This window comes from Streptomyces cyaneochromogenes (genome assembly GCF_003963535.1).
Classification (GTDB): domain Bacteria; phylum Actinomycetota; class Actinomycetes; order Streptomycetales; family Streptomycetaceae; genus Streptomyces; species Streptomyces shaanxiensis.
The window spans coordinates 3,469,666-3,482,724 of record NZ_CP034539.1 but is presented as its reverse complement, the minus strand read 5'-3'; the positions used below and the strand labels follow the sequence as shown (position 1 = coordinate 3,482,724).

Annotated in this window: 8 protein-coding genes; 6 read left to right on the top strand and 2 right to left on the bottom strand. The window is 69.8% G+C overall.

Annotated elements, in window-relative coordinates:
* Positions 1-96: 96 nt before the first annotated feature.
* The 5 genes from EJ357_RS15545 to EJ357_RS15525 all read left to right on the top strand — a co-directional run bounded on the left by EJ357_RS15545 (position 97) and on the right by EJ357_RS15525 (position 7,722).
* On the top strand, positions 97-1,656 hold the full coding sequence (locus tag EJ357_RS15545) for an alkaline phosphatase D family protein (protein WP_126392191.1): 1,560 nt from the start codon (positions 97-99) through the stop codon (positions 1,654-1,656).
* 256 nt (positions 1,657-1,912) lie between these two features.
* The gene (locus tag EJ357_RS15540) at positions 1,913-2,320 is read left to right on the top strand and encodes a hypothetical protein (protein WP_228473071.1); all 408 of its coding nucleotides are present in this window, start codon (positions 1,913-1,915) and stop codon (positions 2,318-2,320) included.
* Positions 2,321-2,501: 181 nt separating this feature from the next.
* Entirely contained in the window at positions 2,502-4,001 is a 1,500-nt protein-coding gene (locus tag EJ357_RS15535; protein WP_126392190.1) for a bifunctional cytidylyltransferase/SDR family oxidoreductase, read from the top strand.
* Positions 4,002-4,148: 147 nt separating this feature from the next.
* Entirely contained in the window at positions 4,149-6,239 is a 2,091-nt protein-coding gene (locus EJ357_RS15530) for a hypothetical protein (RefSeq protein ID WP_126399521.1), read from the top strand.
* 256 nt (positions 6,240-6,495) lie between these two features.
* Complete coding sequence (locus EJ357_RS15525) at positions 6,496-7,722, top strand: glycosyltransferase family 2 protein (RefSeq protein ID WP_126392189.1); 1,227 nt, start codon at positions 6,496-6,498, stop codon at positions 7,720-7,722.
* Here EJ357_RS15525 and EJ357_RS15520 read toward each other — a convergent pair.
* Both EJ357_RS15520 and EJ357_RS15515 read right to left on the bottom strand, forming a co-directional pair.
* Entirely contained in the window at positions 7,691-9,787 is a 2,097-nt protein-coding gene (locus tag EJ357_RS15520; RefSeq protein ID WP_126392188.1) for a hypothetical protein, read from the bottom strand. The genes EJ357_RS15525 and EJ357_RS15520 overlap by 32 nt on opposite strands.
* A 156-nt stretch (positions 9,788-9,943) precedes the next feature.
* Complete coding sequence (locus tag EJ357_RS15515) at positions 9,944-11,356, bottom strand: polysaccharide pyruvyl transferase family protein (RefSeq protein WP_126392187.1); 1,413 nt, start codon at positions 11,354-11,356, stop codon at positions 9,944-9,946.
* A gap of 191 nt (positions 11,357-11,547) precedes the next feature.
* On the opposite strand from EJ357_RS15515, the gene proB reads away from it, so the two are divergent.
* The gene (proB, locus tag EJ357_RS15510; RefSeq protein WP_126392186.1) at positions 11,548-12,675 is read left to right on the top strand and encodes a glutamate 5-kinase; all 1,128 of its coding nucleotides are present in this window, start codon (positions 11,548-11,550) and stop codon (positions 12,673-12,675) included.
* The last annotated feature ends 384 nt before the right edge of the window (positions 12,676-13,059 follow it).

Below are 13,059 nucleotides of genomic sequence, written 5' to 3'. Positions count from 1 at the left end.
GTCATGCACGCGAAGCTCGCAGTTCAGCAGCCAGGCCGCCCACGGGCCTGAGCATCCGAAGTGTCCAAGAGGCCAGCGAGGCAGGGGAGTTCGCCGATGACCGGTGTTTCCGGATCCGTATCGCCCGACCGACGCCGCTTTCTGACCGCCGGAGCCGCCGTGCTCGGCGCCGCGGCCTCCGCCCAGCTGTGGCTGCCGACCGCCGCCCGAGCAGCCGAAACCCCGCTGCCCGACGGCGTGTTCAGCCTCGGCGTCGCCTCCGGCGACCCGCTGCCGGACGGCATCGTGCTGTGGACCCGGCTCGCACCCGACCCGCTGAACGGCGGCGGGATGCCCGATCGCGTGGTGACCGTCGAGTGGGAACTCGCCGAGGAGGAGCGGTTCAGAAAGCCGGTGCGGCGCGGTGTCGCCCAGGCCCGGCCCGAGCTGGGACACAGCGTTCACGTGGACGTACGGCGACTGCGCCCGGGCCGTACGTACTGGTACCGCTTCCGCGTCGACGGGCAGATCTCGCCGATCGGGCGCACCCGCACCGCGCCCCACCCGCACCACTCCGGCGGCCGGCTGCGCATGGCGCTGGCCTCCTGCCAGAACTGGCAGCATGGCTACTTCACGCCGTACGCCGACATGCTGGCCCAGGACCCCGACTTCGTCCTCTTCGTCGGCGACTACATCTACGAGTCCCGGCCGTCGGCAACCGCCCTGCGCAAGCACGAGGGCACCGACGAGCCGTACACCCTGGTCCAGTACCGCAACCGGTACGCCCAGTACCGCACCGACCCGGACCTCGCCGCGATGCACGCGAACGCGCCCTTCGTGGTGACCTTCGACGACCACGAGATCGACAACGACTTCGCCGGCGAGATCCCGCAGGACCCGGACAAGCAGCCGCACGACGCCTTCGTGGCCCGGCTGACCGCCGGCTACCAGGCGTTCTACGAGCACATGCCGGTCCGGGCGAGCGCCATCCCGAACGGCCCGCACATCCAGATGTACCGCCGGCTGGAGTTCGGCCGCCTCGCCCGGCTCAGCGTGCTGGACACCCGCCAGTACCGCAGCGATCAGGCCACCAGCCAGGAAGGCGCCCAGGACCCCTCGCTCACCATGCTCGGCGCCGAGCAGAAGGAGTGGCTGATCGACGGGCTGCGGCACTCGCCGGCCCGCTGGAACATGATCGGCTCGCAGATCATGATGGCCGAGACCGACCTCAAGGTCGGCGAGGGCAAGCTCTGGTACTACGACGCCTGGGACGGCTACCAGGCCGAACGCAACGCCCTGATGCAGGAGCTCAAGCAGGTCCGCAACCCGGTCGTGTTCACCGGCGACCGCCACCTGACGATGATCAGCGACCTCAAGGAGGACTACGCCGATCCGGGCTCGGCCGTCGTGGGCGCCGAGTTCGTCGGGACGTCCATCTCCAGCAACGGCGACCAGGACCAGGCCGCCTTCCACCGGGAGTGGGACCCGCGCGTCCCGGACAACCCGCACTGGAAGCTCCTCGACGCCCACCGCGGCTACCACCTCTTCGACATCCGCCGCGACGGCATCGACGCCCAGGTGCGGATCGTGGACACGGTCCGGCAGCCGACGGCCACGCCGAGCACCCTGGCGCGGCTGCGCGTGGAGGCGGGGCGGCCGGGCGTCGAGGTCGAGTAACTCCGGCAACTCCCGTAACACCCGTTGGGGGACCTGGGACTCATCCGTGTCCCAGGTCACTCTCAGGGCGGTCTCAGGAAGACGATCGGGCGGATCGTCGGGAAGCTCGGCGGCGACCGCGTGCACGTCCTGGTCACCCTGCGCCCACTGGCGCGGATCATGCCCTCGCAGTGGCAGCAGTACGTGCGGAAACCGGCAGGACCGGCTGGTCGAGCGCTGGGCCCGGGTGGTCGGGCCGGAACAGATCACCGTCGTGATGCGCACCATCGAGGCGCTGCTCGGACTGTCCGCCCACCTTCTGCACCCCGTTCCGGATGCCGCGGATCGGTCACTCACCCTCGCCGAGACCGAAATGCTGCGGAATCTTAATAAGGAATTCCGCGCCAATGAACTGCCCGAGGAGCTCTATTCACAGCTCGTCCGGAACGGCGCAGTGATGCATATGAAGAACACGTGCACTCCCGGTCCCGGCGACGTGAAGATCTGCACGTACGCGTCCTGGGTGACATGCGCCTTCTGTCCGAGATGCGTGAGCCCCGCGGCCGTCGCCGCGCCCGTGCGGCACGCCGCGGCCGCCAAGTCGCGTACGGTTCACCAGACGTCGTCCAAGGAACTGCTGCGCGTACTCGGCCATCGTTGTCTCAAGCGCCTACGGCTTCGCTGAGCCTGTGCCGTTACTCACAGCAATTCCCCGGGGCTCCGGGAGAGCCTCTCGACAATGACCATGCGTACAAGGTGAATGACAGGTTGCGCGCACATATGCAGCCGGGGACGCTCACCTTGCACTGCGGTAACCCCAAGTGGGACCATTTCGAAGTTCCCAGTCGCCACAAGGTAGGTCACCTGTGTCCCAGCACATAGCCAAGCCCCGTACCACCGCAGTGATCCTGGCCGGCGGTACCGGTCAGCGGGTGGGTCTGTCGATCCCCAAGCAGCTGCTGAAGATCGCCGGCAAGGCAGTCATCGAGCACACCCTGACCACCTTCGAGAACGCCGACTCGATCGATGACGTCATCGTCCTGATGGCGCCCGGTTATGTGCCGGACATCGAGAAGATCGTGGCCAAGGCAGGGTTCACGAAGGTCAAGAAGATCATCGAGGGCGGCTCGACCCGCAACGAGACGACCGAGCGCGCCATCGACGCCCTCGGCGAGGGCCTGGCCGAGGGCGAGGACCTCAACGTCCTCTTCCACGACGCCGTACGCCCCCTGCTGTCACAGCGTGTGATCGACGACTGTGTGGTGGCGCTGGAGCGCTTCCAGGCCGTCGACGTCGCCATCCCGTCCGCGGACACCATCATCGTCACGCGCACGCACGGCGAGGACGGCGAGTTCATCACCGAGATCCCGGACCGCTCCCGGCTGCGCCGCGGCCAGACGCCGCAGGCCTTCAAGCTGTCCACGATCAAGCGGGCCTACGAGGTCGCCGCGGGCGACCCCAACTTCCAGGCCACCGACGACTGCTCCGTCGTGCTCAAGTACCTGCCGGACGTGCCGATCCACGTCGTCGCGGGTGACGAGTACAACATGAAGGTCACCCAGCCAGTCGACGTCTTCATCGCCGACAAGCTCTTCCAGCTGGCCTCCACCGCCGCTCCCGAGCAGGTGAGCGAGGACGCCTACCGCCAGCTGCTGACCGGCAAGACCATCGTCGTCTTCGGCGGTTCGTACGGCATCGGCAAGGACATCGCCGAACTCGCCGAGTCCTACGGCGCCAAGGTGTACGCGCTGGGCCGCTCCACCACCGGCACCCACGTGGAGAACCCGGAGGAGGTCGACGACGCGCTGTCCAAGGCCTACGCCGAGACCGGGCGCATCGACTACGTCGTCAACACCGCCGGCGTCCTGCGCATCGGCAAGCTCGCCGAGACCGACAACGCCACCATCGAGGAGGCGCTGAAGGTCAACTACCTGGCCCCGGTGCAGATCGCGCGCTCCTCGTACAAGTACCTGTCCGAGACCAAGGGCCAGTTGCTGCTGTACACCTCCAGCAGCTACACCCGCGGTCGCGCCGAGTACAGCCTGTACTCCTCGACCAAGGCCGCCATGGTGAACCTCACCCAGGCCCTGTCCGACGAGTGGGCCGGCGACGGCATCCGCGTCAACTGCATCAACCCGGAGCGCACCGCCACCCCGATGCGCACCAAGGCCTTCGGCCAGGAGCCCGCGGGCAGCCTGCTCTCCTCCGAGGCCGTCGCCCGCACCTCGCTCGACGTGCTGCTCTCCGAGCTGACCGGCCATGTGATCGACGTCCGCCAGCAGGACCCGACGGCGCCCGCCGGCAAGGCGTCCGGCTTCGAGCAGGCGCTCGCCAGTGTCCTGGACCGCCAGGACGGCGTGGCATAATCAGCAGTCAATAGCCTTATGGAATTCAGGCCTCTGCGATTCTTCGTTCACGAAGAATTCACAGGGGCCTGAGTCCTTCAGCCCTCAGACCGGCCCCTCTCCCTGAGCAGGTTCTCCGTGATATCCACCGCTATTCGCGTCGCCCGGGTGGGCAGCCCGGCCGAGCTGGCCGCGGCGGCCCTCATGATCCTGGGCTTCCCGGCGCTCATGCTGGCCGCGCTCGTCCCGAGCGTCCCCGCCTTCGCGGCCGCGGCCGCCGTGACGTACCTGGCGGACCACTATCTGCACCGCAAGGGCAGCTATCTGGTCAACCGCCTGAGCAAGGTCCGGGCCGGTCTGTCGATCCGCTTCCTGATCAGGCAGCTGCTGCTGATCCTGCTGCTGGCCCGGCTCGGCTTCGCGGACGACCTGGTCTACTACGGAGCGATCGCCTGCTTCATAGCCTTCTACGGCCTCCAGGCCCCGCACGGCGCGCTGGTCACCCTGATCCGCAACCGCCGCCGTATGCCGGTCGCCACCCGCAACGTCGACCTCGCCTCGCGTATCCGCATCCCGGACGCCCCGCCGCGCCGGCTGCTGCACCGCTCCGCCGAGAAGATGCTGCACCTCGACGTCGCCGCCGTCGTCGGCATCCTCGTCTCGGCCGCCCTGGAGTCGGCCGTCGCAGGCTTCATCGGCATCGGCGTCACCGTGGGCCTGGGCTGCCTGTACGTGGTCGCGCTCGTGCCGTACGTCCGCGGCCGCAAGGTCCCGCCGAACGCGGAGACCGTCCTGGCCGCCGTCGACGACTGGCTGGGCGAGTACCGGCCCGAGACGGTGCTGTACTTCTCCGGCTCCAAGGACTCGGCCTACCAGGTCAACATGTGGCTGGAGACCATGGAGCAGCTGGACTCCAAGCCGCTGATCATCCTGCGCGAGCGGGTCATCCTGAACAACCTGGCGCCCACCACGGTCCCCGTCATCTGCGTGCCCGGTGGTGTGCACCTGATGAACATGGACCTGTCCAACGTGCGTGTCGCGCTCTACGCGGCGAACGTCGGCAAGAACATCCACCTGCTGCGCGTCCCCACCATGAAGCACGTCTTCATCGGCCACGGCGACAGCGACAAGCTGGCCAGCGTCAACCCGTACAGCAAGGTCTACGACGAGGTGTGGACCGCCGGGCGCGCGGGCCGCGACCGCTACGCCATCGCCGACGTCGGCGTCCGTGACGACGACATCGTCGAGGTCGGCCGCCCGCAGCTGGCGCCGATCCAGGGCTGGGACGGTGTGCCGGAGGGCCGGATCCCGACGGTCCTGTACGCGCCGACCTGGGAGGGCTGGGACGGCAACCCCGGCAACACCTCGATCGTGCTGGCCGGCGAGAACATCGTGAAGAAGCTGGTCAAGGCCGACCCGCCGGTCCGTGTCCTGTACAAGCCGCACCCCTTCACCGGCACCGTCAGCAAGGAGGCCGGCGCCGCGCACCGCCGGATCACCGCCCTGGTCGAGCAGGCCGCCACCGAGCGCGCCGCCGACCCGCGCTTCCAGGTCGACAGCGCCGCGCAGGCCGCCGCCCAGGCCGAGCTGGCCCGTATCGAGGCCCGCCTCGCCGAGCTGTCCGGGAAGGGCAAGGGGAACGGCAAGGGCAACGGCAACGGCCGGGGCGACGAGGCCGAGGCCACCCGCGACGGCCTGGTCGACATCGCCAGGCACGAGGAGGTCGCCCGGCTGCGCGCCGAGTGGAACACCGCGTACTGGCGCTCCTTCGGCAGCCACGAGCACCGTGTCATCACGGGCGCCGAGCCGCGCCTGTACGACTGCTTCAACGTCTCCGACGCGATGGTCTCCGACATCTCCAGCGTGGTCTCCGACTTCATCGCCAGCGGCAAGCCGTACGCCGTCACCGACTCCGCCGAGCTGGGCGTGGAGGAGTTCAAGCGGCAGAACACGGCCGTGCGCGCCGCGACGATCCTGTCCAACAGCGCGGGCGAGCTGGGTGAGCTGCTGGACGCCGTGCGGGACCCGGCCGCCGACCCGCTGGCCGAGGACCGGGGGGACCTCAAGCGGTACCTGCTGGGCCCGGACGAGCCGACCTCCATCGAGCAGTTCAACACCGCGGTGGCGAACCTCGCGATCAAGGCCCAGACGCGCAACGTCGGCCAGGAGTCACGGGCGGCGGCCGGAGCCGCCGGGGCAGAGCTGGCGGCCGTACCCGGGCAGCGGATGTCGGCGGCCGGGGACGATGTGACGGCCTGACCCACCAGGTCACCCGCGAATCCAACGGCGCGGCCCCCGAGGAGTGTTCCTCGGGGGCCGCGCCGTTTCTTGTGGTCTGCCGCACCGCCTCTGGCGGGCCTCTTACATTGCCCGAATACCGTGACTCCATGTCAGTTCGCTATGTGGCTTGGATCACAAAAGCGGTGATGTGAGGCAACCGCTTGCAGGGTCCAGCCGTCTACCAAGTAGCGAATGAGGCGATACGGGGGAAATATCCCGTTGACAAGGGGGAAACGTGACCGTCACGCAGCCTGATGTGACTGTGATCATCGGGGCGTACGAAGCGATGCCGTATCTCGTCGAGTGCCTTGCGTCAGTAGAGGCACAGACCATCGACGCGGAGCGCATCGAGGTCATCGCCGTCGACGACGGGTCGACGGACGGCACGGGGGAGTGCCTGGAGGAGTTCGCCGCCCGGGCGTCGATGCCGGTGACCGTGATCCGGCAGGAGAACTCCGGGGGCCCCAGCGGCCCGCGCAACGTCGGCCTGAGCAAGGCGGCCGGGCGTTACGTCTTCTTCCTGGACGCCGACGACCGGCTGGGCCCCGAAGCCCTGGAGCGCATGGTCGCGATGGCCGACAGGAACGGCACCGACGTGGTGCTCGGCCGGGTCGAGGGCGTCAACCGCACCGCGCCGAAGTCGATGTGGGGCAAGACGCTGGACCGGACCGACGTCTTCTCCTCCAACATCAAGTTCACGCTGAGCGCGCAGAAGCTGTTCCGTCGCGACCTGCTGACCCGGCACAATATGCGCTTCGACGAGTCCCTGTGGACCGGCGAGGACGCGCTGTTCACGATGGAGGCCTATCTGCGGGCCGACGGCGTCTCCGTGGTCGCCGACTACACCTGCTACTACCTGGTGGGCCGTGACGACGGCAAGCACGTGACGAAGAGCGGCGGTTACACCCTGCGCTTCGACTCCGCGCGGGCCCTGATGAACCTGATAGCCGAGCTCGTACCCGCCGGTGACCGGCGCGACCTGCTCATGGTGCGCCCCTTCCTCATCACCCTGCTGCCGCAGTTCGGCCCCAAGTACGCCAAGGACAGCGAGAAGGTGCGGCAGCACAAGCTCGAACTGGCGGCGCCCCTCATGGCCGCCCACTGGTCCGAGGGGGTCGCCCGCCGCCTCAAGGTCGAGGAGCGTCTGCGGCTGCACCTGGTCGCCGAACAGCGCCCCGAACTCCTGCTGCCCGTCGTGGAGTTCGTCAAGGCCAAGAAGCAGGCGGCGGCCCTCCTGGAGAAGAAGGGCCGCCGTGTCTACCTCGCCTACCCGCACTTCCGGGACGCGGCCGCGGGGATACCCGACTCGGTGTACCTCGCCGAACCGCGCGAGGCCCGCGCCTTCCCGGGGTACAGGGAGGGCGGGGTCGACTCGTTCCTGCGGCGGGCGGTGCGCAAGGCGCGCCGGATGCTGAAGTCCTCGGGCGGGGCTACGCCGGGTGGGCGGGCTGCTGCGGCGTGACGGACCGGCGCTGGTCCGGGACCTCCGCGGCCCGCCGCGCAGCGACTGTCGGATGCAGCTCAGCCGCCAGCCGCTCCGCCATCCGCACCTGGTGCTCCCGGGCGGCAGAACACAGCGCCTGTACGGCCTGGTTGAAGCGCACCTGCGACGTCGGCTCGTCCGGCCCCAGCAGGTGCCGCTTCAACTCGGCCCGCGCCTCGACCAGTTCGTCCTTCTCGGGGTGCCGCACCGCGTCCAGCAGCTCCGGCATCCCGGCCGCGTCCGGCGTCAGCACGGTCGCCGCGCGGACGGTCGGGAAGGCCTTGCGGAACACGTCCTCCGCCAGCCCGCTGGTGTTCGCCACGGCGTACGGCTTCCCGCTCGCCAGGAAGTCGCTGATCACACTCGACACATCGCTGATCAGCAGGTCCGCCCGGTTGAAGCAGGCGTACAGCGTGGGCCGGAGATCCGTGACGACCTGGTGCTCCCCCTCCGGCAGTGACGCCCAGTAGGCCTCCTCCCAGGCGGCGGTCGCCCGCGCCACCGCCTCGGCCCGCCCCGGCTCCGGCGCCGACTGCAGCAGCATCCGCTCGACCTGGTCGGCGCTCGCCCGGACGGTCGTCGTGGTGAGACGGTCCAACTCCCGTGAACACCGGGCGAGTTCACCGGTCTCGCGCGACTGCTCGCCCACCCGCTCCCGGTTCGCCGCCCGGATCAGCTCACGGATGCGCAGATCGGCCGCCCCGGCCCGAGGATCCACCGACCCGGTCAGCGGATGCGGCTTGTACAGCACCCGTACACCAGGGTCCGCGAGCAGCGCCCGTACGACGTTCTCGCCGGCCTCGATCACCGAGGTGTTGCCCGGGTTGCCGTCCCAGCCCTCCCACGTCGGCGCGTACAGGACGGTCGTGCGGTGGCCGTCGGCGGCTCCGCCGCGGGCATCGGCCGGCGGGCCCGCGTACGGCTGTACGGCGTCCAGCTGCGGGCGGCCGATCTCCACAACGTCCTTGTCCTCGACGCCGACCTCGGCCAGCGCGTACCGCTCCCGCGCCGCCGGACCGGCCACCCACACCTCGTCGTAGGCCTTCGCGTATGGGTTGCAGGACGACAGCTTGTCGCTCTCCCCGTGGTTGACGAAGGTGTGCTTCAGCGTGGGGATGCGCAGGACCTGGGAGGTCTTGCCGGAGTTGGAGGGGTGGATGAGGGCCTGGAGCGTGGACTGTTCCAGGCGCATCAGCGTGGAGACCTTCGGCAGGCACAGGATCGGTACGTCCGTCGGGCCGATCTTCTGCACCATGAACCGCTCGCGCAGCACGATCAGCGGACGCCCCTCCAACTGCGCGAGCGGCTCCAGCCACATGTTCGCCTGGTACGCCGACGCGGCTCCGCCGGAGAAGTACAGGCCGACCGTCGGCCGGTACTCCGCCAGCCACGCGTCCAGCCAGGCCAGCGTCTCCCGCTCGCTCGCCGGGCGACGGCTCGGCAGCAGCCGTACGAGAAGGTCGTACAGGCCCAGCAGGGCGAGCCCGAGGGACAGGGCGATGCCCAGGGCCGCGCAGCGCGGGTCGTCGGTGGCCGCGGTGGCCAGCAGGCCCGCGGTGGCCGGGAGGCCGAAGGCCGGCAGACGGTCGCCGGGGCGGCGCAGCAGGGCCGGCGGGGCGGGGGACAGGCGCAGGGCGGAGGCGTCGATGTTGCGGGTGACCACCGGGAGCGTGCGGGTGCGGCGGACCAGCACCGAGACCGCCTGGATCGCGCAGTGCAGCGCGTAGAAGGCGAGCAGGCCCGCGACGAGCGGGGTGTACAGCGTCTCCCGGTGCTGCTCGCCGAGCCGTAGCAGGGCCACGACCAGCAGCAGGTCCCGCAGCACGTGCCGCACGGTGATGTCCGCGTGCGACTTGGCGAACACCGACAGCATGCCCCGGTGCCAGCGGTACAGCACGCCCTCGACGGCCAGCGAAGCGACCGTCGCGGCGACCAGCAGCGGGATGTGCGGGCGCAGCGCCGCCACGGCCTGGGCGCAGAAGGCTGCGGCCAGGAGAGCCGTGACGAGGGCTCTCGCCGGGATGCGGGACAGGGGTGTGGGCAACTGCGGTCACTCCAAGGTCGGCGCGGGACGTCGTGCGTCCGGGTTAACGTGCGCCGACCTCCGGACGACACGCGAGTGTCCGGATGGGTTGGAGTGAGCCGCCGGGTGTTCAGGGTTGTCGCCGGCATCGCCGCAGCGAGCGCGGCTGAGCGGGCACTACCCTCGCGCCGGCCGGATCACCTTCCGGATCGGCTGCCCCACGATCCGCCGCGCCCGCCGGTAGACGGACGCCGCCGGGAGGGCCGCGCCCCCCTTGCCGGAGCGAGCCACTTCCCGCCTCAACCGGTCGTTGTCCGCGGCGAGTTCGGAGATACGGCCCTGCAGCCAGCCGAACCGGCTGGTGAGCGAGGCGAGGTCGGCGTCGTTCCAGGGGCGGATGCCCGCCGGGAAGGACAGCGACCGCATGCGCTCGTCGTAGGCGGCGCCGCCGTCGCCGTGCGTGAACGTGTTGTCCAGGCCGTTGCGGTCCAGGAACGCCGTGAACCGCTCGAACCGCTCCTGGTGGCCGCTCATCAGGGCGCCGAAGTCGGCCTCCTCGTACAGCGCCGCCGGGTCCAGGTCCTCAGGCAGCTTGTCGATCCGGCGGTGCGGGATGCCGAAGTAGCGGCACAGCTCCAGGGTGCGGGAGTCGCCGCACAGGACCGTCGCCGGTGTGCCCGCGAGCAGCGCGGCGATGTTGCCGTGGATGCGGGAGCCGAAGGAGAAGTCGAACGCGCGCAGGTCGTCGATCCAGGTGACCGGGTCGACGTAGACGCGGACCTTGTCCTCCCGGTACATCGGATGCTCGGGATGCGTCGGCATCGCCGTCACCAGGCCGTTCGGGTCGGACAGGTCCCGCCAGTGCAACTGCCGTGCGTCGCTGATGTTCTGGCCGATGAAACGCAGGTACGGATAGCGGGCGTGGGCGCGGTCGATGACCCGGTCCAGGCCCTGGGACCGAAACGCGCTGTGCGAGCCGTTGACCGCGATCCGGGAGCCGGCACCGAGGGCCGGCTCCCGCTTGGCGACGGTGAGTTCCTTGCCGTACATGAAGAGCGAGGGACAGCCGATGACCTCGACGTCCCTGAAGCCCAGGTCCTTGAGGTACTTCTCGGTGAACTCGCCCCGGACCCCGATCGAGGCGCTGCGGTCGAGCACGGCGGAGACGAACTCGCGCACCGCGGGCTCGATGCCCTTCAGCCGCGCCGCGTTGTAGCCGAGCCCCGCCTGCGCGCCGACCCCGACCACGACCACCGGGATCCGCAGCTTGCCGATCAGCCGCGTCAGCCGCTTCAACTGCCCCTCGAACGAGGGCCGGAACGCGTTGGCGAGCGGGACGACGAACGCGTCGTACTCCTCGTTGATCCGGCCCGCGGCCGAGACATCGGTACGGATGCCGTTCGAGACGACCTCGGTGTGCGGGGTCTCGAGGATCTTGTGGGTGGCGTCGCTGAAGATCAGGTTGCCGGCGTTGGTGGCGATGACGTCCCGGTGGAGAGCTTCCTCCACGGGAACCACGTCGTAGGGGCTCTTGCCCGAGCGGAGCAGGATGCGCCGCGCGCGGTGACCATGATGGGCATTGTGTGACACAGCGTTCAAAATAAGTTTGAACTGTCTTTGTTTTCTATAGGCAACCAACGCAACCTTTTTGCCGTATGCAACCCGTGAGCAAACAGTTACCGCTCGCCTGTCCGGAGGCTGGAATCCCCGAGCGCCACACGATCCGCTTCGCGTAGATTGCCGAGCACGGAACCGGACGTACGCGAGGGGAAAGAGCACAGGTGGCAGGGGCAAGGCAGGGTGTGCGCGAGGCCCGCAGGATCGTCGTCAAGGTGGGGTCCTCGTCGCTGACCACCGCGTCGGGCGGCCTGGACGCCGACCGGGTGGACGCGCTCGTCGACGTTCTCGCCAAGAGCCGCAGCGGTGGGGAGAGGGAGGTCGTCCTCGTCTCCTCCGGCGCCATCGCGGCCGGGCTCGCCCCGCTGGGTCTGCGCCGACGTCCCAAGGACCTGGCCCGCCAGCAGGCAGCCGCCAGCGTCGGCCAGGGCCTGCTCGTGGCCCGCTACGCGGCCTCCTTCGCCCGCTACGGCGTCCGCGTCGGCCAGGTCCTGCTGACCAGCGACGACATGAGCCGCCGCGCCCACCACCGCAACGCCTCCCGCACCCTCGACAAGCTGCTCGCGATGGGCGCGTTCCCGATCGTCAACGAGAACGACACCGTGGCCACGGACGAGATCCGCTTCGGCGACAACGACCGGCTCGCAGCCCTGGTCGCTCATCTCGTACGGGCGGATCTGCTGGTGCTGCTGTCCGACGTGGACGGCGTGTACGACGGCGACCCCAGCAAGCCGGGCACCTCGCGGATAGCGGAGGTACGGGGCCCGGAGGATCTCGCCCACGTCGACATCGGCAGTACGGGCAAGGCCGGAGTCGGCACCGGCGGCATGGTGACCAAGGTCGAGGCCGCCCGGATCGCGGCCGCCGCCGGCATCCCGGTCGTCCTCACCAGCGCGATCCACGCCGCCGAGGCGCTGCACGGCGGCGACACCGGCACGTACTTCCACCCCACCGGCAAGCGCTCCGCCGACCGGCTGCTGTGGCTGCAGCACGCCTCCACGCCCCAGGGGTCGCTCACCCTCGACGACGGTGCGGTACGGGCGGTCGTGGAGCGCCGAAAGTCCCTGCTGCCGGCCGGAATCGCCGCCGTCGAGGGCGAGTTCAGCGCGGGCGACCCGGTCGAGCTGCGCGACAGCACCGGGCGCGCGGTCGCCCGAGGGCTCGTCAACTTCGACGCCAAGGAGATCCCGCAGCTGCTGGGGCGGTCGACGCGGGAGCTGGCGCGGGAGCTGGGAGCGGAGTACGAGCGGGAGGTCGTCCACCGGGACGATCTGGTGATCCTGCAGCCCTGAGGTCCGGGCGAGCCGGCGTCCGGCCGGACCTTGGGCCCCGGCCGAAAACGGGGGGAACGCTCTGCCGCACGAGTCGTCCTGAGGTGGACGTTCCGCGCTGCATTGCCCCGGGGGCAACCCCCGGACCCCCGGCCGAAAACGGCGGCCGAAAACGGGGGGAACGCCCTGCCACACGAGTCGCCCTGAGGTGGACGTTCCGCGCTGCATTGCCCCGGGGGCAACCCCCGGACCCCCGGCCGAAAACGGGGGGAACGCCCTGCCACACGAGTCGCCCTGAGGTGGACGTTCCGCAAAAGCGCCCCGCGATCGCTTGCGGCCTGCTCAACTTTGTCTCAGGGAGACATTCCGCGCGACCCCGGTTCGGTCACTGTGTAAAGGAGGCCG